This window comes from Vibrio comitans, assembly GCA_024346835.1.
GTDB classification, from domain to species: domain Bacteria; phylum Pseudomonadota; class Gammaproteobacteria; order Enterobacterales; family Vibrionaceae; genus Vibrio; species Vibrio comitans.
In genome coordinates this window covers 696,137-721,010 of the sequence record AP024867.1, presented here as the reverse complement: position 1 = coordinate 721,010, position 24,874 = coordinate 696,137, and the positions used below count along the sequence as shown (strand labels likewise).

General features: G+C 48.4%; 8 protein-coding genes. 6 read left to right on the top strand and 2 right to left on the bottom strand.

Features of this window, described 5'->3' with window-relative positions; genetic code table 11:
- Positions 1-27: 27 nt before the first annotated feature.
- Complete coding sequence (locus OCU46_RS17010; RefSeq protein WP_337972470.1) at positions 28-14,823, bottom strand: Ig-like domain-containing protein; 14,796 nt, start codon at positions 14,821-14,823, stop codon at positions 28-30.
- Between the two features lie 346 nt (positions 14,824-15,169).
- Positions 15,170-15,526 (bottom strand): ribosome hibernation-promoting factor, HPF/YfiA family, encoded by a 357-nt coding sequence (hpf, locus tag OCU46_RS17005; protein WP_141270323.1) that lies wholly within the window; start codon positions 15,524-15,526, stop codon positions 15,170-15,172.
- Positions 15,527-16,192: 666 nt separating this feature from the next.
- On the opposite strand from hpf, the gene OCU46_RS17000 reads away from it, so the two are divergent.
- The 6 genes from OCU46_RS17000 (at position 16,193) to aspT (ending at position 24,842) form a co-directional block, all read left to right on the top strand.
- Positions 16,193-18,271, top strand: a complete 2,079-nt coding sequence (locus OCU46_RS17000; protein WP_141270325.1) for a DUF4962 domain-containing protein — start codon at positions 16,193-16,195, stop codon at positions 18,269-18,271.
- 244 nt (positions 18,272-18,515) lie between these two features.
- Positions 18,516-18,977, top strand: coding sequence for a hypothetical protein (locus OCU46_RS16995; protein WP_141270327.1), 462 nt, complete (start codon positions 18,516-18,518; stop codon positions 18,975-18,977).
- Positions 18,978-19,069: 92 nt separating this feature from the next.
- Positions 19,070-19,963: a LysR family transcriptional regulator gene (locus OCU46_RS16990; protein ID WP_141270329.1), complete on the top strand. Its 894-nt coding sequence runs from the start codon at positions 19,070-19,072 to the stop codon at positions 19,961-19,963.
- A gap of 141 nt (positions 19,964-20,104) precedes the next feature.
- Entirely contained in the window at positions 20,105-20,536 is a 432-nt protein-coding gene (locus OCU46_RS16985) for a universal stress protein (RefSeq protein WP_141270331.1), read from the top strand.
- A 271-nt stretch (positions 20,537-20,807) separates the two neighbouring features.
- Positions 20,808-22,433, top strand: a complete 1,626-nt coding sequence (locus tag OCU46_RS16980) for a phosphoethanolamine transferase (protein WP_141270333.1) — start codon at positions 20,808-20,810, stop codon at positions 22,431-22,433.
- Positions 22,434-23,126: 693 nt separating this feature from the next.
- Complete coding sequence (gene aspT / locus OCU46_RS16975; protein WP_141270335.1) at positions 23,127-24,842, top strand: aspartate-alanine antiporter; 1,716 nt, start codon at positions 23,127-23,129, stop codon at positions 24,840-24,842.
- The last annotated feature ends 32 nt before the right edge of the window (positions 24,843-24,874 follow it).

Here is a 24,874-nt window from a genome sequence, read left to right as displayed (position 1 = left end):
CAAGCTATTTAGCTTGGGGTTATTCTATTAGCTATCAGTTAACTGAATTATGGTTGCTAAGTTAGCGGTCAACTCGGTGGAAGACACCCCTTGCAGTTCAATAGTGAACGACTCTTCACCTCTTTCTACCGTCAAGAAGGACTGCGTAGCGTCACCTGTAATAGTACCTTCTAGTTGGGTCAACAAAGCATCTAGATCAGTATCATCAGAAACATCTGAGAATACCTCACTAAGGTCCAACTTATCTCCATCAGCAATGGAGAAGTCTATGATAGTGTCCGTCTCATTGAAGACACGTAAGTCAGATTGAGTCCATACAAAGGTGTCGGCACCTGTGCCTCCAGTCATGATGTCTTCACCCATGCCACCATTTAGTATGTCGTCGCCTGCTCCACCCAACAGCAAATCATCACCAGTACCACCGGTTAGAATGTCGTTGCCACCTTGCCCGAATAGAATGTCGTCATCAGAGCCACCATCTAATATATCGGCTTTGTGAGTGTCGTTGGACTGATCGAACTCTTCACTATGTGTTGAAATGTAATCAAACATATCTTTAGTCGAAACACTTGAGACAGGAACATCAGAACCTGAGTCCTCACCCAACTTAGTTGCAATATATTCTTGAATTGCCGGTACGCCTTGAACACCGCCATCCTCAAAGATAACCGAATCTCCAAATAGGATATCTCTACCCTTTCCTGATTCAATTGAATCCTCACCTAGATCTAGCGCTGTCTTTTTACCCAGAATTACAGCTTCTAAGTCTTTAACGTCAATATTGGCTTCAACGTAAGCGTCACTATCAAACAACTGCAATGTACTCAACTGAACACCATCACCAATGCCAATCGCTTCCACTATCGACATCGCTGCAAGAATGCCAAAGTAGTGCTGAGCCTGCTGCGCTTCATTAGTAGAGTATGTCCAGCCGTCTTTATCACTAAAGCCATCAGGGGTAACCACACCAATAGTCTCTTCAGTGTATGGTGATGTTACATTGCCATTTGAATCTATGACTTTAATGCCATTCCACATTACCTCTGTACCTTCGGTGTAACCACTAGGCAATAAGTCACCTAGAGTCTCCACTTTTCCTGTTGACTCATTAAAACCAATCAAGAAACTGTCTAATGACACATCGGTAAGTTGATTTGCCCTTGTAGGCTCGCCATCAGTAATAAAGAAGGTTTGATTAGATGCACCTGTATCTGAAAGACTGTTAAACCACTCTATCGCCTTGTTGAAAGCCTCTTCGTAGTTAGTATGTCCTGATGCATTAATATCTTTTATTTCATTTTTAAAGTCTTCTAAAGCTCCATCTGGGTCATTCAGGTATTGTGATAGGTCAAGTGAGACTTCTAATACTGCACTCCCTGCCCCATCTGGTAATCCATTATCAGAATCAGCAGGATTTCTATATCCAGAAAAGCCTAATAACATGATATTCACTGTACCAGAGCTATCTTCTGTAGCGACTTTTGCTATTTGCTCAAAAGCATTCGTTATCTGAGTCTTAGCCTCTTCTATAACAGAGCCCATACTGCCTGACGTATCAAGAATAAATGCAATGTTATAATCTTCTCCAGCAACGATCTGGAAGCCTTGCACATCTCCAACGATCAGTTCGTTTGCATCTGTACCAACAATAACATCATCGCCATAAGAAGCGGTTTGCACCTTATATTCAGAGCTTTCAATAATAAGAGGAAGAGTCGCGCTAGAGGATGCTGTATCTCCAGTACTGGTTTCCGTGGCAGTAGCAGTAAAGACTACATCATAGTCTCCTGCTTCCGTCACATTCGCTTTTAATGTGGCAATATCAAGGCCAGTGATATCCACCCAACCGTTAGAGTCAACAACAACTTCGTTGCCGTTGATATCTTTAATAATTGTGCCTTCAGGAAGACCTTCTAAAGTTAGCGTTAGCGTCTCGCTCCCATCAGTATCAGTTAGCCCTGCACTTAAATCCCAAAGGTCAACAAACTCACCTTCTGTACCTTTTGCATCTGAAGACTCAAGCACTAGGTTATCAACAATGGCGCCATAGCTATTTGCGTCAGTAGATTGCAAAATTAGGCGATAATCCCCTTCCTGATCAGAAGGCAGTGTAACTTGTATATTTCTTTCCCATGTATTGTCATCAGGTCTGAAAGCAAAGAGTGTTACGGCTTCATCCATAATAGGATTGCCTTGATCGTCTAATCTCACCCAAAGCACGTCTAGATCGCTATCTCCATTTTCCCAGCGACGGGCGGCAGCATCAAAGGTAAAGCTATAATAACGCCCTTCCTCAACCGAGATATCCGTATAGATAGAGTTATCACCATTATCCGCTTCAATCTCTAACACCAAGTTACTCTGACTGGCACCAGAGCGATAAACTGACTCCTTACCAATTTCCACCTTGTTGTCATCATTCGCGTACCATGTGCCTAGGGTATCCCCCCCCAACACGGCACTCACATCGATATCTGAACTCCAGTTTTTTCCACTAGGAAGAACCGCGTCTTGGAAGTTTATTGAGGCTTCTGTTCGTTCTTGAAGAACCAACAAATCAGGAGCGTCCACCTCTGGATTAATATCGATGGTAATTGAAGCTTCTGTGCTTTCTGAGTTTCCATCGCTTATTGCGAAATCAAACTCTACATAGTTTGGCTTTTGATCACCAAACTCAGAATCAGAACCAGAGAAGCCATCATAGCCAGACTCGTTCGCATCTGGAGTAAACCGTAAACTACCGGCATCAATATCCGCTTTGGAGATAGAGTCATTAACGCTCACTTCCTGCCAAACATCGTTAATCAATACTTCTAAAATGCCGTCTGCTGGCAAAGACTTAATGACGACGGAAAGATCTGCATCCGCAGTATCAATATCGCTCGCATTGAATTGATTCCAGTTAAATACGATTGCGGTATCTTCTGTTCCAGTGACGGAATTATCTGAGGTGGTTGGCACTGCATTAGTGTCCCCCATGGTCGCACTGTCTATCCCCTGATCTGACTCATTGCCCGCTTGGTCAACAATGGTTGCTGTTACAGTCAGTGTCTCGCCATCGACTGGACGGTCGTATTCGTAGGTCACGCCATTGTCTAAGTGGTCTTGGGTCAGCGTCACGTCATCTTGACCGCTCACTTTCAGAATGTCGCCCACTTGCGCACCCACTGGTACGGTGACTTTTACGTCTACCTTTCCGCTGATTTCAGTGCGATCGATGGTGCCATCGTTGTTTGTATCTTCTGTGATGACCACGATTGGCGCGGCGGTCGCAGTAGTGTCGCCCATGATGGCACTGTCACTGCCTTCTGCAGATTCGTTGCCCGCCTGGTCGACGATGGTCGCAACCACTTCCAAGCTTTGGCCATCGGCAGGACGGTCGTACTCGTAAGTCACGCCATTATCTAAGTGGTCTTGGGTCAGGATTACGTCATCTTGACCGCTCACTTTCAGAATGTCACCTACTTGCGCACCCACGGGTACGGTGACTTTCACGTCTACCTTGCCATCGATTTCAGTGCGATCGATGGTGCCATCGTTATTGCTGTCTTCTGTGATGACCACGGTTGGCGCGGCGGTCGCGGTGGTGTCACCCATTACTGCGCTGTCACTGCCTTCTGCAGATTCGTTGCCCGCCTGGTCGACGATGGTCGCAACCACTTCCAAGCTTTGGCCGTCGGCTGGACGGTCGTACTCGTAGGTCACGCCATTATCTAAATGGTCTTGGGTCAGGATTACGTCATCTTGACCGCTCACTTTCAGAATGTCACCTACTTGCGCACCCACGGGTACGGTGACTTTCACGTCTACCTTGCCATCGATTTCAGTGCGATCGATGGTGCCATCGTTATTGCTGTCTTCTGTGATGACCACGGTTGGCGCGGCGGTCGCGGTGGTGTCACCCATTACTGCGCTGTCACTGCCTTCTGCAGATTCGTTGCCCGCCTGGTCGACGATGGTCGCAACCACTTCCAAGCTTTGGCCGTCGGCTGGACGGTCGTACTCGTAGGTCACGCCATTATCTAAATGGTCTTGGGTCAGGATTACGTCATCTTGACCGCTCACTTTCAGAATGTCACCTACTTGCGCACCCACGGGTACGGTGACTTTCACGTCTACCTTGCCATCGATTTCAGTGCGATCGATGGTGCCATCGTTATTGCTGTCTTCTGTGATGACCACGGTTGGCGCGGCGGTCGCGGTGGTGTCACCCATGATGGCGCTGTCACTGCCTTCTGCAGATTCGTTGCCCGCCTGGTCAACAATGGTTGCGGTTACTGTCAGTGTCTCGCCATCGGCAGGACGGTCGTACTCGTAAGTCACGCCATTATCAAGGTGGTCTTGAGTCAGCGTCACATCATCTTGACCGCTCACTTTCAGAATATCACCTACTTGCGCACCCACGGGTAAGGTGACTTTCACGTCTACCTTGCCATCGATTTCAGTGCGATCGATGGTGCCATCGTTATTGCTGTCTTCTGTGATGACCACGGTTGGCGCGGCGGTCGCAGTGGTGTCACCCATGATGGCGCTGTCACTGCCTTCTGCAGATTCGTTGCCCGCCTGGTCGACGATAGTGGCAACCACTTCCAAGCTTTGGCCATCGCCTGGACGGTCATACTCGTAAGTCACGCCATTGTCCAAGTGGTCTTGGGTCAGCGTCACGTCGTCTTGACCGCTCACTTTCAAGGTATCACCGACTTGCGCACCCACTGGTACGGTAACTTTCACGTCTACCTTGCCATCGATTTCAGTGCGATCGATGCTGCCATCGTTGTTCGTATCTTCAGTGATAACCACGGTTGGCGCGGCGGTCGCGGTGGTGTCGCCCATTACTGCGCGGTCACTGCCTTCTGCAGATTCGTTGCCCGCCTGGTCGACGATAGTGGCAACCACTTCCAAGCTTTGGCCATCGCCTGGACGGTCATACTCGTAAGTCACGCCATTGTCCAAGTGGTCTTGAGTCAGGATCACGTCGTCTTGACCGCTCACTTTCAGAATGTCGCCCACTTGCGCACCCACTGGTACGGTGACTTTTACGTCTACCTTACCGTCAATTTCAGTGCGATCGATGGTGCCATCGTTATTGCTGTCTTCAGTGATGACCACGGTTGGCGCGGCGGTCGCGGTAGTGTCGCCCATTACTGCGCTGTCGCTGCCTTCTGCAGATTCGTTGCCCGCTTGGTCAACAATGGTCGCAACCACTTCCAAGCTTTGGCCATCGGCAGGACGGTCGTACTCGTAAGTCACGCCATTGTCCAAGTGGTCTTGAGTCAGGGTCACGTCGTCTTGACCGCTCACTTTCAGAATGTCGCCCACTTGCGCACCCTCTGGTACGGTGACTTTTACGTCTACCTTGCCATCAATTTCAGTGCGATCGATGGTGCCATCGTTGTTCGTATCTTCAGTGATGACCACGGTTGGCGCGGCGGTCGCGGTGGTGTCGCCCATTACTGCGCGGTCACTGCCTTCTGCAGATTCGTTGCCCGCCTGGTCGACGATGGTCGCAACCACCTCAAGGCTTTCACCATCAACTGGACGGTCGTACTCGTAGGTCACGCCATTGTCCAAGTGGTCTTGAGTCAGGGTCACGTCATCTTGACCGCTCACTTTCAGAATGTCGCCCACTTGCGCACCCACTGGTACGGTGACTTTTACGTCTACCTTGCCATCGACTTCAGTGCGATCGATGGTGCCATCGTTGTTCATATCTTCGATAATGACCACGGTTGGCGCGGCGGTCGCGGTGGTGTCACCCATTACTGCGCTGTCACTGCCCGGAGCTGACTCATTACCCGCTTGGTCAACAATGGTTGCGGTTACCGTCAGTGTCTCGCCATCGGCAGGACGGTCGTACTCGTAAGTCACGCCATTGTCTAAGTAGTCTTGGGTCAGCGTCACGTCATCTTGACCGCTCACTTTCAGAATGTCGCCCACTTGCGCACCCACGGGTACGGTGACTTTTACGTCTACCTTACCGTCGATTTCAGTACGATCGATGGTGCCATCGTTGTTCGTATCTTCTGTGATGACCACGGTTGGCGCGGCGGTCGCGGTAGTGTCACCCATGATGGCGCTGTCACTGCCCGGAGCTGACTCATTACCCGCTTGGTCAACAATGGTTGCGGTTACCGTCAGTGTCTCGCCATCGGCTGGACGGTCGTACTCGTAAGTCACGCCATTATCAAGGTGGTCTTGGGTCAGGGTCACATCGTCTTGACCGCTCACTTTCAAGGTATCACCTACTTGCGCACCCACCGGTACGGTGACTTTTACGTCTACCTTACCGCTGATTTCAGTGCGATCGATGGTGCCATCGTTGTTCGTATCTTCTGTGATGACCACGGTTGGCGCGGCGGTTGCGGTGGTGTCACCCATTACTGCGCTGTCGCTGCCTTCTGCAGATTCGTTGCCCGCTTGGTCAACAATGGTCGCAACCACTTCCAAGCTTTGGCCATCGGCTGGACGGTCGTACTCGTAAGTCACGCCATTATCTAAGTGGTCCTGGGTCAGGGTCACGTCGTCTTGACCGCTCACTTTCAGAGTATCGCCCACTTGCGCACCCTCTGGTACGGTGACTTTCACGTCTACCTTACCGTCGATTTCAGTGCGAACGATGGTGCCATCGTTGTTCGTATCTTCTGTGATGACTACGGTTGGCGCGGCGGTCGCGGTCGTGTCGCCCATTACTGCGCTATCACTGCCTTCTGCAGATTCGTTGCCCGCCTGGTCGACGATGGTCGCAACCACCTCAAGGCTTTCACCATCAGCTGGACGGTCGTACTCGTAGGTCACGCCATTGTCCAAGTGGTCTTGAGTCAGGGTCACGTCGTCTTGACCGCTCACTTTCAGAATGTCGCCCACTTGCGCACCCACTGGTACGGTGACTGTTACGTCTACCTTACCGCTGATTTCAGTGCGATCGATGGTGCCATCGTTATTGCTGTCTTCGGTAATAACCACGGTTGGCGTGGCGGTCGCGGTAGTGTCACCCATTACTGCGCTGTCACTGCCCGGAGCTGACTCATTACCCGCTTGATCAACAATGGTTGCGGTTACCGTCAGTGTCTCGCCATCGGCTGGACGGTCGTACTCGTAGGTCACGCCATTGTCTAAGTGGTCTTGAGTCAGGGTCACGTCATCTTGACCGCTCACTTTCAAGGTATCACCTACTCGCGCACCCCCTGGTACGGTGACTGTTACGTCTACCTTACCGCTGATTTCAGTGCGATCGATGGTGCCATCGTTATTGCTGTCTTCGGTGATGACTACGGTTGGCGCGGCGGTCGCGGTAGTGTCACCCATGATGGCGCTGTCACTGCCTTCTGCAGATTCGTTGCCCGCCTGGTCGACGATAGTCGCAACCACTTCCAAGCTTTGGCCATCGCCTGGACGGTCGTACTCGTAAGTCAGACCATTGTCTAAGTGGTCTTGGGTCAGCGTCACGTCGTCTTGACCGCTCACTTTCAAGGTATCACCTACTTGCGCACCCACGGGTACGGTGACTGTTACGTCTACCTTACCGTCAATTTCAGTGCGATCGATGGTGCCATCGTTGTTGGTATCTTCAGTGATGACCACGGTTGGCGCGGCGGTCGCGGTAGTGTCACCCATTACTGCGCTGTCACTGCCCGGAGCTGACTCATTACCCGCTTGATCAACAATGGTTGCGGTTACCGTCAGTGTCTCGCCATCGGCTGGACGGTCGTACTCGTAGGTCACGCCATTATCTAAATGGTCTTGGGTCAGGATTACGTCATCTTGACCGCTCACTTTCAGAATGTCGCCTACTTGCGCACCCACGGGTACGGTAACTGTCACGTCTACCTTGCCATCGATTTCAGTGCGATCGATGGTGCCATCGTTGTTCGTATCTTCAGTGATGACCACGGTTGGCGCGGCGGTCGCGGTAGTGTCGCCCATTACTGCGCTGTCGCTGCCTTCTGCAGATTCGTTGCCCGCTTGGTCAACAATGGTCGCAACCACTTCCAAGCTTTGGCCATCGGCAGGACGGTCGTACTCGTAAGTCACGCCATTGTCCAAGTGGTCTTGAGTCAGGGTCACGTCGTCTTGACCGCTCACTTTCAGAATGTCGCCCACTTGCGCACCCTCTGGTACGGTGACTTTTACGTCTACCTTGCCATCAATTTCAGTGCGATCGATGGTGCCATCGTTGTTCGTATCTTCAGTGATGACCACGGTTGGCGCGGCGGTCGCGGTGGTGTCGCCCATTACTGCGCGGTCACTGCCTTCTGCAGATTCGTTGCCCGCCTGGTCGACGATGGTCGCAACCACCTCAAGGCTTTCACCATCAACTGGACGGTCGTACTCGTAGGTCACGCCATTGTCCAAGTGGTCTTGAGTCAGGGTCACGTCATCTTGACCGCTCACTTTCAGAATGTCGCCCACTTGCGCACCCACTGGTACGGTGACTTTTACGTCTACCTTGCCATCGACTTCAGTGCGATCGATGGTGCCATCGTTGTTCATATCTTCGATAATGACCACGGTTGGCGCGGCGGTCGCGGTGGTGTCACCCATTACTGCGCTGTCACTGCCCGGAGCTGACTCATTACCCGCTTGGTCAACAATGGTTGCGGTTACCGTCAGTGTCTCGCCATCGGCAGGACGGTCGTACTCGTAAGTCACGCCATTGTCTAAGTAGTCTTGGGTCAGCGTCACGTCATCTTGACCGCTCACTTTCAGAATGTCGCCCACTTGCGCACCCACGGGTACGGTGACTTTTACGTCTACCTTACCGTCGATTTCAGTACGATCGATGGTGCCATCGTTGTTCGTATCTTCTGTGATGACCACGGTTGGCGCGGCGGTCGCGGTAGTGTCACCCATGATGGCGCTGTCACTGCCCGGAGCTGACTCATTACCCGCTTGGTCAACAATGGTTGCGGTTACCGTCAGTGTCTCGCCATCGGCTGGACGGTCGTACTCGTAAGTCACGCCATTATCAAGGTGGTCTTGGGTCAGGGTCACATCGTCTTGACCGCTCACTTTCAAGGTATCACCTACTTGCGCACCCACCGGTACGGTGACTTTTACGTCTACCTTACCGCTGATTTCAGTGCGATCGATGGTGCCATCGTTGTTCGTATCTTCTGTGATGACCACGGTTGGCGCGGCGGTTGCGGTGGTGTCACCCATTACTGCGCTGTCGCTGCCTTCTGCAGATTCGTTGCCCGCTTGGTCAACAATGGTCGCAACCACTTCCAAGCTTTGGCCATCGGCTGGACGGTCGTACTCGTAAGTCACGCCATTATCTAAGTGGTCCTGGGTCAGGGTCACGTCGTCTTGACCGCTCACTTTCAGAGTATCGCCCACTTGCGCACCCTCTGGTACGGTGACTTTCACGTCTACCTTACCGTCGATTTCAGTGCGAACGATGGTGCCATCGTTGTTCGTATCTTCTGTGATGACCACGGTTGGCGCGGCGGTCGCGGTCGTGTCGCCCATTACTGCGCTATCACTGCCTTCTGCAGATTCGTTGCCCGCCTGGTCGACGATGGTCGCAACCACCTCAAGGCTTTCACCATCAGCTGGACGGTCGTACTCGTAGGTCACGCCATTGTCCAAGTGGTCTTGAGTCAGGGTCACGTCGTCTTGACCGCTCACTTTCAGAATGTCGCCCACTTGCGCACCCACTGGTACGGTGACTTTTACGTCTACCTTACCGCTGATTTCAGTGCGATCGATGGTGCCATCGTTATTGCTGTCTTCGGTGATGACTACGGTTGGCGCGGCGGTCGCGGTAGTGTCACCCATGATGGCGCTGTCACTGCCTTCTGCAGATTCGTTGCCCGCCTGGTCGACGATAGTCGCAACCACTTCCAAGCTTTGGCCATCGGCTGGACGGTCGTACTCGTAAGTCAGACCATTGTCTAAGTGGTCTTGGGTCAGCGTCACGTCGTCTTGACCGCTCACTTTCAAGGTATCACCTACTTGCGCACCCACGGGTACGGTGACTGTTACGTCTACCTTACCGTCAATTTCAGTGCGATCGATGGTGCCATCGTTGTTGGTATCTTCAGTGATGACCACGGTTGGCGCGGCGGTCGCGGTAGTGTCACCCATTACTGCGCTGTCACTGCCCGGAGCTGACTCATTACCCGCTTGATCAACAATGGTTGCGGTTACCGTCAGTGTCTCGCCATCGGCTGGACGGTCGTACTCGTAGGTCACGCCATTATCTAAATGGTCTTGGGTCAGGATTACGTCATCTTGACCGCTCACTTTCAGAATGTCGCCTACTTGCGCACCCACGGGTACGGTAACTGTCACGTCTACCTTGCCATCGATTTCAGTGCGATCGATGGTGCCATCGTTGTTCGTATCTTCAGTGATGACCACGGTTGGCGCGGCGGTCGCGGTAGTGTCGCCCATTACTGCGCTGTCGCTGCCTTCTGCAGATTCGTTGCCCGCTTGGTCAACAATGGTCGCAACCACTTCCAAGCTTTGGCCATCGGCAGGACGGTCGTACTCGTAAGTCACGCCATTGTCCAAGTGGTCTTGAGTCAGGGTCACGTCGTCTTGACCGCTCACTTTCAGAATGTCGCCCACTTGCGCACCCTCTGGTACGGTGACTTTTACGTCTACCTTGCCATCAATTTCAGTGCGATCGATGGTGCCATCGTTGTTCGTATCTTCAGTGATGACCACGGTTGGCGCGGCGGTCGCGGTGGTGTCGCCCATTACTGCGCGGTCACTGCCTTCTGCAGATTCGTTGCCCGCCTGGTCGACGATGGTCGCAACCACCTCAAGGCTTTCACCATCAACTGGACGGTCGTACTCGTAGGTCACGCCATTGTCCAAGTGGTCTTGAGTCAGGGTCACGTCATCTTGACCGCTCACTTTCAGAATGTCGCCCACTTGCGCACCCACTGGTACGGTGACTTTTACGTCTACCTTGCCATCGACTTCAGTGCGATCGATGGTGCCATCGTTGTTCATATCTTCGATAATGACCACGGTTGGCGCGGCGGTCGCGGTGGTGTCACCCATTACTGCGCTGTCACTGCCCGGAGCTGACTCATTACCCGCTTGGTCAACAATGGTTGCGGTTACCGTCAGTGTCTCGCCATCGGCAGGACGGTCGTACTCGTAAGTCACGCCATTGTCTAAGTAGTCTTGGGTCAGCGTCACGTCATCTTGACCGCTCACTTTCAGAATGTCGCCCACTTGCGCACCCACGGGTACGGTGACTTTTACGTCTACCTTACCGTCGATTTCAGTACGATCGATGGTGCCATCGTTGTTCGTATCTTCTGTGATGACCACGGTTGGCGCGGCGGTCGCGGTAGTGTCACCCATGATGGCGCTGTCACTGCCCGGAGCTGACTCATTACCCGCTTGGTCAACAATGGTTGCGGTTACCGTCAGTGTCTCGCCATCGGCTGGACGGTCGTACTCGTAAGTCACGCCATTATCAAGGTGGTCTTGGGTCAGGGTCACATCGTCTTGACCGCTCACTTTCAAGGTATCACCTACTTGCGCACCCACCGGTACGGTGACTTTTACGTCTACCTTACCGCTGATTTCAGTGCGATCGATGGTGCCATCGTTGTTCGTATCTTCTGTGATGACCACGGTTGGCGCGGCGGTTGCGGTGGTGTCACCCATTACTGCGCTGTCGCTGCCTTCTGCAGATTCGTTGCCCGCTTGGTCAACAATGGTCGCAACCACTTCCAAGCTTTGGCCATCGGCTGGACGGTCGTACTCGTAAGTCACGCCATTATCTAAGTGGTCCTGGGTCAGGGTCACGTCGTCTTGACCGCTCACTTTCAGAGTATCGCCCACTTGCGCACCCTCTGGTACGGTGACTTTCACGTCTACCTTACCGTCGATTTCAGTGCGAACGATGGTGCCATCGTTGTTCGTATCTTCTGTGATGACCACGGTTGGCGCGGCGGTCGCGGTCGTGTCGCCCATTACTGCGCTATCACTGCCTTCTGCAGATTCGTTGCCCGCCTGGTCGACGATGGTCGCAACCACCTCAAGGCTTTCACCATCAGCTGGACGGTCGTACTCGTAGGTCACGCCATTGTCCAAGTGGTCTTGAGTCAGGGTCACGTCGTCTTGACCGCTCACTTTCAGAATGTCGCCCACTTGCGCACCCACTGGTACGGTGACTTTTACGTCTACCTTACCGCTGATTTCAGTGCGATCGATGGTGCCATCGTTATTGCTGTCTTCGGTAATAACCACGGTTGGCGTGGCGGTCGCAGTAGTGTCACCCATGATGGCGCTGTCACTGCCTTCTGCAGATTCGTTCCCCGCCTGGTCGACGATAGTGGCAACCACTTCCAAGCTTTGGCCATCGGCTGGACGGTCGTACTCGTAGGTCACGCCATTGTCTAAGTGGTCTTGAGTCAGGGTCACGTCATCTTGACCGCTCACTTTCAAGGTATCACCTACTCGCGCACCCTCTGGTACGGTGACTGTTACGTCTACCTTACCGCTGATTTCAGTGCGATCGATGGTGCCATCGTTATTGCTGTCTTCGGTGATGACTACGGTTGGCGCGGCGGTCGCGGTAGTGTCACCCATTACTGCGCTGTCACTGCCCGGAGCTGACTCATTACCCGCTTGATCAACAATGGTTGCGGTTACCGTCAGTGTCTCGCCATCGGCTGGACGGTCGTACTCGTAAGTCACGCCATTATCAAGGTGATCTTGAGTCAGGGTCACGTCGTCTTGACCGCTCACTTTCAGAATGTCGCCTACTTGCGCACCCACTGGAACGGTAACTGTTACGTCTACCTTGCCATCGATTTCAGTGCGATCGATGGTGCCATCGTTATTGCTGTCTTCAGTGATGACCACGGTTGGCGCGGCGGTCGCAGTAGTGTCACCCATTACTGCGCTGTCACTGCCTTCTGCAGATTCGTTACCCGCTTGGTCAACAATGGTTGCAACCACTTCCAAGCTTTGGCCATCATCTGGACGGTCGTACTCGTAGGTCACGCCATTGTCCAAGTGGTCTTGAGTCAGGGTCACATCATCTTGACCGCTCACTTTCAGAATATCGCCCACTTGCGCACCCACTGGTACGGTGACTTTTACGTCTACCTTACCGCTGATTTCAGTGCGATCGATGGTGCCATCGTTGTTCGTATCTTCAGTAATGACCACGGTTGGCGCGGCGGTCGCAGTAGTGTCGCCCATGATGGCGCTGTCACTGCCTTCTGCAGATTCATTACCTGCTTGGTCAACAATGGTTGCGGTTGCAGTCAGTGTCTCGCCATCTGCAGGACGGTCGTACTCGTAAGTCACGCCATTGTCTAAGTGGTCTTGAGTCAGGGTCACGTCATCTTGACCGCTCACTTTCAGAATGTCGCCTACTTGCGCACCCACTGGAACGGTAACTTTCACGTCTACCTTGCCATCGATTTCAGTGCGATCGATGGTGCCATCGTTATTGCTGTCTTCAGTGATGACCACGGTTGGCGCGGCGGTCGCGGTAGTGTCACCCATTACTGCGCTGTCGCTGCCTTCTGCAGATTCGTTGCCCGCTTGGTCAACAATGGTCGCAACCACTTCCAAGCTTTGGCCATCGGCTGGACGGTCGTACTCGTAAGTCACGCCATTATCTAAGTGGTCTTGAGTCAGGGTCAAGTCGTCTTGACCGCTCACTTTCAGAGTATCGCCCACTTGCGCACCCTCTGGTACGGTGACTTTTACATCTACCTTGTCATCGATTTCAGTGCGATCGATGGTGCCATCGTTGTTGGTATCTTCTGTGATGGCCACCGTTGGCGCAACTGTGGCGATGGTGTCGACAACCGTTACCACGACGTCCGCCGACGACTCCAATCCACCTTCATCTTTGATAACGTATATAATCTTTACTTCGCCGGTAAAATCTTTCGCCGGCGTAAATTTCAATTTGCCATCGACGATTTCGACGATACCTTGTGAAGGGTCAACCAGTGATACCTCCTCTAACTTGATATCGTCGCCGTCGATGTCCTTGTCGTTCTCGAGGACATCGATAACAATCGGCGTATCTTTTTCAATGATGGCAGTGTCGTCAATAGCGCTAGGTGCATCATTTACTGGGACAACGACGACAATAGCAGTCGCGCTGTCTTCGTTACCACTACCGTCTTTAATGGTGTATTCGATTTCGGCTTCGCCATTGAAGTCTTTGGCTGGTTTGAAGTAGTAGCTACCGTCTGGGTTTTGGTGGATAGTACCTTGATCTGCTGGTACAGAAATATCGACGATCTCGATGTCATCTAAATTTACAAAGTCGTTATCGAGTAAGTCTAAGTTTACATTCTGGTCTTCTAGGGTTTCTAGCAGATCATCAACAGCGGTAGGGATGACAATCTTGTCATCTTGAGGCTCTGATCCTTCAGCAGGAGGAAGAATAGTATTGGCATCAGCAAAAAACTGATTAACGGCACTTTCTTGCTCTTCGGTAAACTGATAGCCAGCAAAACCTTCTGTATCGAAGGTGGTTTGAGCGATAGTTTCTGCATTATCACGCTGAACAGCGCCAGTGGCAGTTAAACTAGAGCCAGACTCGTCTCCAGCCGCAGACTCCGCACCCTCTACTTGGGTTGGATCTTCGCCATCTTGAAGATTTTTGGCAATTTGCTGGTCCGAAGAATTTTGTTGAGCTTGGCTTATCTTAAGCTCTTTCACTAGGTCTTCTGGGACGCTAATAGCCTGATCACCAACCGATAGAACGACTTCACCGTTTTGAGGGATGTACCCCTCGTTGGCTAACTTCAAATTACCGTTTGCATCTATGACTAGCCAAGCGTCGCCCAGCAACACTTCCTGTGCAAATGAGATACTGTCCATGTTTTCTCCCGCTAACATTCTGTCAGCATTTGTTTCAATTCTTGCGCATCCTTTGCGCCTAACCGAAATGTATCATTAAGAAGTCAACAACTCTATTGTAATATTTAATTAACAACTTATATTCGTTTCAAACCTTACATTGGATCACAAATAGAACGTCAGATACTCAATCGGTCGAGCCAGATACTGCACTTTGAGTGATTCTTACAAGAAGCATGCCAGTAGATAACTGCGTTTTGAGGGGAGGAAAGTCAAAATGACTTTCATTTTGAGAATAGCAAGCATCCAAATATGAAAAAGCCGGCATATGAATGCCGGCTGATGGTAGAACGTGTCTTATAGAAAACTAAACTAATTTCATTTCCTGAATAATGTCAGATGCAATTTCGGGCTTAGTGCTGGTTGGCTTTTCATGTAAATCAGACTTAAGTTGCCCTTTGCGGTTACGAAGACCTGTTTCTAGTTTTTTCAGCGCGCTCGCAATGGCTGGGTACATGATTTCATTGTTTGATTTTGCTGAAACTCTTACGCCTTCATAGTTGGTAAAAATCTCTACCTCGTGTTCCCCGTGTTCTTTAGTGATAATAATGTCGCAACTGATGAGTTGCGGAAAATGACTTGCTACCTTATCAAATTTCCCTTCAATCTCTTTGCGTGAATCTTCAGTAATTGATACGTGATGCGTTTGAACATTTACTTTCATTTATTATACCTTTCTTATCACTCTGTAACTTAAACGTAGCAAACGACTGGCACTTCCACCAACAAAACTCAGAGACATCTGTGATTGGCTTCCCTGATATAAAATAATCTTAACTTTACCCCTTGAATATCACTTCAATAGACAGAATATGTTTGTCACCGGAGATCATCCGTCTCTCCAGCGCTTGCGATTTTTCCCTAGGTCTCCCCAAACAAAAAATGTAACTAAACGTATCTATCCTTTAATCCTCAAAAGGCGTTTCTCACGATCTATAAGAATCTCGAACAAGTTTTCACACTGATCACATGATGTGATTTTTCGACTATCTTTGACTCGGTTAATGAACCATTTGACCGGTATTCTTGAGCAAATAGTCATACTATATAAGGGAATTCAGCCACATAGTTGATGAGAAAATACCAGTGAAAAAGTTTTGAAATGAGCGTCGTTTCATCGAGAATAATCTCGGGAGAATACTTCCTAGGCTCATATAAACATTGCTATTTTTTAATCAATGTCTTGCATAAGGAAACGCTAGACCTGCGGAGGGCGTCACAAAATGAACAATTTTGTGAAATGGCAATCGTGATCTTTGGTTAATTGTATTACAATAAGCTTTATAAGAATTTTATTTGTTCCCCCAAACACATTTTACGGGAGTTCGTAATGAGCAACGACAAAGCGCTTGATGCTATCAGAAAGATGAAGCTGGAGAATGATACTTCAGCTGGCAACCTGGTAGACCTTCTACCGATCGAAGTTCAAAAAAGAGACTTTGACCTTTCTTTCCTAGAAAACCTATCTGAAGCACGTCCACGTCTTCTAGTACAAGGTGCAGACCTAGCTGAATTCAAAGCTAAAGTTAAAGAAGATCCTTCTTTCTGCATGTACGATGATTTCATCAAAAATTCTACTGAGAAGTTCTTCGACACAGCACCTTTTGAAGAGCCTCAAGCTTACCCACCTGAGACAGTAGGTAAAGCTTCTCTTTGGCGTCCATACTGGCGTCAAATGTACGTTGATTGCCAAATGGCTCTTAACGCTACTCGTAACCTATCTATTGCTGGTATCGTTAGCGAAGACGAAGATCTTATTGCAAAAGCAAAAGCTTGGACTCTAAAACTAGCGACTTACGATCCAGATGGTGTAACTTCTCGTGGCTACAACGATGAAGCGGCTTTCCGCGTAGTTGCTGCTATGGCTTGGGGCTACGACTGGCTAAACGCTCACTTCTCTGATGAAGAGCGTGCAATCGTAAGAGATGCATTGGTTACTCGTCTAGACGAAATCATGCACCACCTACGCGTAACGGTTGATCTACTGAACAACCCACTAAACAGCCACGGTGTTCGTTCTATTTCTTCTGCTATCATCCCAACGTGTATCGCGCTTTACCACGATCACCCGAAAGCAGGTGAGTACATTGCATACGCACTAGAATACTACGCAGTACACTACCCACCATGGGGCGGTGAAGACGGCGGTTGGGCTGAAGGTCCTGACTACTGGAACACTCAAACAGCATTCCTAGGCGAAGCATTTGACCTATTGAAAGCGTACTGTGGCGTAGACATGTTTAACAAAACATTCTACGAAAACACAGGTGACTTCCCACTATACTGCATGCCTGTTCACTCTAAGCGCGCAAGCTTCTGTGACCAGTCTTCAATCGGTGATTTCCCAGGTCTAAAACTGGCTTACAACATCAAGCACTACGCAGGTGTTAACCAGAAGCCTGAGTACGTTTGGTACTACAACCAACTTAAAGGTCGTGATACTGAAGCGCACACTAAATTCTACAACTTCGGTTGGTGGGACTTCGGCTACGACGATCTTCGCTTCAACATCCTTTGGGATGCGCCAGAAGAGCAAGCACCGTCTAACGACCCACTGCTAAAAGTTTTCCCAATCACTGGTTGGGCTGCGTTCCACAACAAAATGACTGAGCGTGATAACCATATCCACATGGTATTCAAGTGTTCTCCGTTTGGCTCTATCAGCCACTCTCACGGTGACCAAAACGCGTTCACTCTACACGCATTTGGCGAAACTCTAGCTGCAATCACTGGTTACTACGGTGGTTTCGGTGTTGACATGCACACTAAGTGGCGTCGTCAAACGTTCTCTAAGAACCTGCCTCTATTCGGTGGCAAAGGTCAATACGGCGAGAACAAGAACACTGGCTACGAAGGTCACCAAGATCGCTTCTGTATCGAAGCTGGCGGTAACATCACAGACTACGACACAGAATCTGCTGTGAAGATGGTTGAAGGTGATGCAACGGCTTCTTACAAGTACTTCGTTCCTGAAATCGAGTCTTACAAGCGTAAGATCTGGTTCGTTCAAGGTAAAGTATTCGTAATGCAAGACAAGGCTACTCTTTCTGAAGAGAAAGACATGACTTGGCTAATGCACACTACTTTTGCTAACGAAGTAGCTGAGAAAGCATTCACTATCCGTGGTGAGAAAGCGCACCTAGACGTGAACTTCATCAACGAGTCTGCTGACAACATCACTTCTGTGAAGAACGTTGAAGGCTTCGGTGAAGTTGACCCATACGAGTACAAAGATCTTGAAATCCACCGTCACGTTGAAGTGGAATTCAAGCCTTCTAAAGAGCACAACATCCTTACTCTTCTAGTTCCTAACAAGAACGAAGGCGAGCAAGTTGAAGTGTCTCACAAGCTTGTTGGTAACACGCTAGAACTAACTGTTGATGGCGAGACAGTAACTATCGAGCTGTAATAGCTTGATGTAATCCCCCCAAACGCCTAAATCCCAGAGTGATTCCCCTCACTCTGGGATTTTTTTATGCGCCATTTTTAATTCAAACACTTCTTCATTATTTCTCTCTTAATTTTACATCCCATTAATGAGATTGAAGTTTCTAATATTTTATATTTACGGAATCAATAGCTAGGCGTAATATTCTTCTTGTCGGCAGGGAATGCGGAATATCAACTTTTAATTAATCTATAAAGGTGAGCGTATGAAAACCCTATCAACACTATTAATTACAACTCTATTTGTTACTCCTGCTGTATTCGCAGCAAATCAAGACACGACTCAAATCACCGACCAACAAACCACGATCTCGTTTACGGATTACAGCCAAAAAACGGGCGGTGGTTACACTTGGGAAGACCCTAGTGACAAAACTGGCGGCAACTTTGCTTGGATAGATCCTAGCGAGAAAACGGGTGGCGGCTATACATGGGAAGATCCTAGTGACAAAACTGGTGGTAACTTTGCTTGGATAGACCCTAGCGAGAAAACCGGTGGCGGATACACGTGGGAAGACCCTAGTGACAAAACTGGTGGCAACTTTGCTTGGATAGACCCTAGTGAGAAAACGGGTGGCGGATACACTTGGGAAGATCCAAGTGATAAAACCGGTGGCAGTTTTGTCGGCGACGAAGACGGTAAACGTAACGGTGGACGCTTCTCGTAACCCTTTAGACTCGTTTTCTAAGCAAATAAGCTCGCACCTTCAGCGTCTGTAATGTATTTTTATAACAGATACTTACAGACGTTGTATGGAACATGGTACGTAACCTAGATGACTTCTACCTATTCTGTCAGGTAGTAAAACTTGGCAGTATGAAAGCCGCAAGTGAAGAGCTTGAAATCCCTCTTTCAACTATCAGTCGACGCATTGCATACTTGGAAGAGCAAGTCAGATCCCCCCTGTTTATTCGTTCTAAAGCCAGCCTTAAACCCACTAACACGGGCAAGCAATACTATGAACGTCTGTCTTCCCATTTTACCAACCTTTGTGATGAGCTAGAAAACATCAATAGCGATAAAGACGATGTATCCGGACGGGTAACTATTGATTGTACTGACTTCGTTTATCAGTACTTTATTAAAAATAAAATGGAAAGCTTGCTTCGTAAATACCCGAAACTGAAACTGAAATTTATCCCAGCCTCTGATACCTCAGCTTTGGATCCAGATGCTGATATAGGCGTACTCGTTGGCGATCTTCCAGACAGCAACTTAGTCGCTAAAAAGCTCATGTCCATTAACGTCAGAATTGTGGCTTCACCTACGTTGTTAAAAACGCCTCCAACAACATTAACGCAACTCAAAGACATTGATTACGTCGGCCACTTGCAGCATCAACTAATTACTGGTTACAACAAAAGTGCGCATAACCTCGAAACCGTTAAACTCTACCCTAAGATATCGCTAGCAAGTGCAGAGTCTGTTATTCAAATGGCTGAAAATGGTATGGGATTTGCGTTTGTTTCTGAGTATTTCGCAGAGCAGGCCCTAGCCAAAGGGACCTTAGTAGAATGGCTTAAAGAGTATGATTTCTCTCAGCGCGATATTCTCTTGGTTTATCGCCATAGAACCCGTAAAACCAATGCTCAACAAGCGGTTATCGATGGGATTCTCGAGGAATTTCAAGACTACAAAAACAGGCACCAGTAGCCATAAAACAGAAGTATATATCGGTGTCACATAAACCTTAGTATTAAAGTGGTTATTCTCTGATGTGAGAGCTCCCCTACACTCTTTTTTTAAAAAAGTGTCTATTATTGAAAGTGTTATTAAGGAAACAGGAGTGCCGTTATGAAATACAAACATATACTAGTCGCACTAGAGCTCGCAGAAGACAGCAAGGTGCTTATTGATAGAGCTGCCGTCCTGGCAAAAATACTCGACGCTGAGGTTTCATTTATTCACATCGATGGATCACACGGAGAGATTTATCCAGACTTGGTAGATATTCAGGTAGATGAACAAGAACCACCGATCAAGCGTGCTTCTCTAGAGCAGTTGAAACAACTCGCAGAGTATACCGATCAGCCCATCAAGCACTTTCTGATTGGTACAGGAGACCTGAGCGATAAGCTAGCTGACACCATCGCAAGTTACGGCTGTGACATCCTAATCTGTGGACATCACCATGACTTCTGGAGTCGCATTATTTCCTACTCCAAACACCTAATACACAACTCACCAGTCGATATCTTAGTTGTGCCGCTAGGCGGAAGTAATTAGTCTCACTTAGCCTTACTTAATAAACAACAAAGCCTCTCAAAAATCCAATTTGAGAGGCTTTCTTTTATTTGTCTTACTCCAAACACAAAAAATCAAAGGGTTAGCCTCCTTACCTAGCGATGATTTGCACATCACATTGTCATTAACAGCTAGAATCTTTATAAGCAGAGCATTCTTCGCAGTAATCTAATTTTTACTTTCAGTCATCACTGCACTCAATTGCTATCTTGCTCCCCTTTAAGGGGATAATTGTGAGCAAAGGGTTAATACAATGAACTTTCTATTTAGGATGATCACCGGACAATATCGGCTAATATGGTTATGTGCCATCGCCTACTCCGCACTTTTCAACTTTTCGTTCTTTAAGCACTTTACTGATGCCTTTCCCGCAAGTGATGGCAATACCGGATTTTTAATCAGTGTTGTTGTGTTTTTAATTGCTGCCCATGCCTTGGTCTTTTCTATCTTAGGTGGACGACTATTCACTAAGTTAGTGCTGATAATTGGATTCTTAATTGGCGCTTCAGCTGCGTATTTCTCTTGGACTTACGGCATCGTGGTTGACACTGTGATGCTAAGAAACATCATCGAGACAGACACTAGTGAGGCTTTTGGCCTGCTCTCGGTAGAGTTTGTGGTTGTTATGCTTCTGGGAGCGTTAGTACCCGCATATCTTGTTTATAAAGCGCCTGTAGGCTATCAGGGTATTCTCAAAGAAATCAGAGCGAAGCTTTTCTCTATCATGTTAGCGGTTGTGATGATAGCCGCAGCACTGGTGCCTTATAGCGCGAATTACGCCTCATTTTTTCGAGAGTACAAGAGTGTTAGGTTTTACTCTGCTCCTCTTTTCCCACTCTATTCTGTTGGTAAGTATTTTGGCAAAAGCCATGTCAGTCCGCTTAAGCCTGAGTCTGAAATGATCAATGTTGCTCCGGATGCCAGGGTAGAGCATAGCGACCCCAACAAACACGATCTCATTGTACTGATTGTCGGAGAAACGGGACGCGCCGACCATTTTTCTCTGAATGGTTATAAACGCCAGACAAATCCAAGGCTCAGCAAGCGCAAGGGAGTCATTAGCTTCACTCACATGACCAGTTGTGGCACCTCCACCGCAGTGTCTGTACCCTGTATGTTCTCGCCTGATCCAAGAGATGAGTTTGACAGCAAATCAATCTACAACAAACTCAATGCCCTAGACACGCTGCACGAAAATAACGTCGCCGTACTTTGGAGAGATAACAACTCCAGCTCCAAAGGGGTTGCTGAACGCGTTGATTATCAATCATTTAAATCTTCCGACCTGAATACAATTTGCGATCCTGAATGCCGAGATACCGGAATGCTGGTTGGTCTGGATGACTATGTTGATAAGCACCCAAACCAAGATATTGTCATAGTACTTCATGCGATGGGCAGTCACGGCCCTGAGTACTTTAAGCGCTATCCTCAAGTCTTTGAACAGTTCACTCCCGTGTGTAAAAGCAATCAATTAGCTAAGTGCTCAAGTGACGAAATCATCAATGCTTACGATAACACCATGCTATTTACTGATTTCTTCATTGATAGCAGCATTGATTGGTTAGATCAGTATTCAAAGCAATACAAAACCGCTCTGTTCTACGTCAGCGATCACGGCGAATCTTTGGGAGAGAATGATGTTTATTTACATGGAATGCCTTTTGCATTTGCACCAGAGGTACAAAAACACGTCGCGGCTGTCGCTTGGCTAAATGACTCATCAACGTTCAAGTATGATGACGTGGTTAAAAATAAAGAAGTGCCGTTCACTCAGGACAATTTTTACTGTTCAGTGCTCTCTCTGCTCGATGTAAATACGACGTTTTGTCCTCATGAGAAATCCATTTTCTTTGAACACCACACATCACAACAGTAATAGTGTTCGCTTAATCTGTTGATTTTATTTAACTCTTAATGAAAGAGATTTATAAATGAAAGCATTTGATGGGTCTGATCAGACATATGTGAGTGTGTTGATAGCACGGCTTTGATTACACTCACTCGTGAACCTCGCTTAGTATTTGATTAAGCCACAAATACTAGGCAGTTCGACCTACAAAGTTAACGCCTTGAGCGTTTTTATGGTCATCTTGACCACCATCTCTTATTGAAAAGTCCACACCTGAGACTCCCTTTGCCCTAACTAGTTTGTTGGGGCATTTTTTTGCCTACATTTATTGCCACTAGGCCAACTGTAATCCCCGTCCTCTTTGAACACTCAAAATACTTAGCGCCTGACCTGATAATTTTATGAAGATGAGCGCAACAAGAGCATACAAATAGCTATTTCATAGGACTAAACCATCGTTTGCCTACCCATAAATGAGTATTTAGAACAAAATTCAAGTTAGTTCAACAAGGTACTAATCCATTAAATACCAATAAAACAAACACTTAGTAAACCACGCCGTCTAAGTGAGGGTTTGATCATTCAACACAGATTGCTTGATTCTAAATTACATCGTTAAAGTTGCCTCACTCACTGAGTTGGTGAGTTAACTTTTCAGTCAATACAAGCAATGAGCCTCTGATTGGCCCCCTATTTTAGAATTTAGAAAGTGATTTAGTTATGAGCATAATTTCAGATTTATTTAACTTATCACCATTTATAGCTTTATTTATTACTCTCTCTTTAGGTTACCTAGTCGGTAAGATCACTATTGGACGCTTTGTCCTTGGTGGCGTTGCTGGAACACTATTGATGGGCGTAGTTGTTGGCCAATTTGGTGTAAACATCGACCCAGGCGTGAAAAGCATCTTCTTCGCGCTATTTATCTACGCTGTTGGTTATCAGGGCGGAGCACAGTTCTTCAAAGCCCTAAACTTTAAAACCATCAACATTCTGCTTTCCGCTGTAGTGATGACAGTATCAGGCCTTCTTTGTGTCTTAGCAGCAGCATGGTTGTTTGATCTAGACAGAGGTACAGCTGCAGGCCTTGCTGCCGGTGGTTTGACTCAATCTGCAATTATAGGTACTGCGGGTGATGCTATCGGGCGCCTTGGTGGCTTAACCGAAGAAGCTAAACACCTAATGCAAACTAATGTAGCTGTAGGTTATGCCGTTACCTATATCTTTGGCTCTTTAGGTCCAATCCTAATGGTGACGTGGGTATTCCCAACACTCATGAAGTGGGATATCCGAGCTGAAGCTATCAAAATGGCAGAAGCAAATTCAGATGGTCAGCAAACTCTAGGGGAAGGCGAATTTAACGCCCTAACCAAGCTAGAAACTCGTGCTTTTAAGATTAATAGCGAAAGCTCTCTTCGAAATAAGACCATTGCCAACATCAATCAAGACTCAGTCAATGCTCGCATCGAAATCATCGAGCGAGACGGCAAAGAGCTAGATGCAGATAGATATAGCGTTGTTCAAGAAGGTGATGTTCTTGTCATCACCGGCACTCGAGGTGCTATCTACCAAGTGCAACACGCTGCAATTGGTGAAGAAGTAATGCTTCCAGCCGACTATCAGGTCATCGAAGAAAATCGCCAGCTTATTGCAGACAACAAAAAACTGATTGGCCGCACACTAAGCGACATACGTTCAGAAGCTAATGATGGTACTTACCGCGGCGTTTATGTCACCGACTACATCCGTGAAGGCAGTTCTATCGCAGTAACTTCCGACCTGGTTGTTCAGAAAAATGATGTTATTCAGCTAACAGGTTCAGCTAAAGACATTAACCGTGTTGAGAAAAACATTGGTAAACGCATGAACACAAGTGCGATGACAGATTTCGTGATTCTTGGCATGGGTATGGTTGTGGGTCTTCTAATCGGCCTAATCAGCTTCAAAATTGCTGGAATTCCGGTGACCATTGGTTCTGGTGCAGGCTGTCTGATCTCTGGTTTGTTTGTGGGCTGGCTGCGTAGCCGCAACCCTCATGTGGCTCAGTTCCCAACATCAGCTGCAGCGTTTATTCGTGACTTTGGTCTAGCAGCATTTGTCGGCATCGTTGGTCTAGAAGCAGGTCCTCAAGCTGTTGAAACTATTAAAGAACATGGCATGAGCCTTCTGTTCTTAGGTATGGCAGTAACCATTATCCCACAAATTATTTCGTTCTTCTTTTCTTACTATGTATTGAAGATTAAGAACCCAATTGAAGCACTAGGATGTGTGACTGGTGGCCGCAGTGCAAACCCTGCATTCGCCGCCCTAATGGAAAAAACAGGTAATGCAACACCAGTATTCACCTTCACCGTCACCTACGCCGTAGCAAACGTTCTGCTTACGCTATGGGGCCCTATTATCGTCGGCATTATTACTGTTAACGCTGGCATGTAAACAACACAAATATTCAAGACTGATCCCTTTCT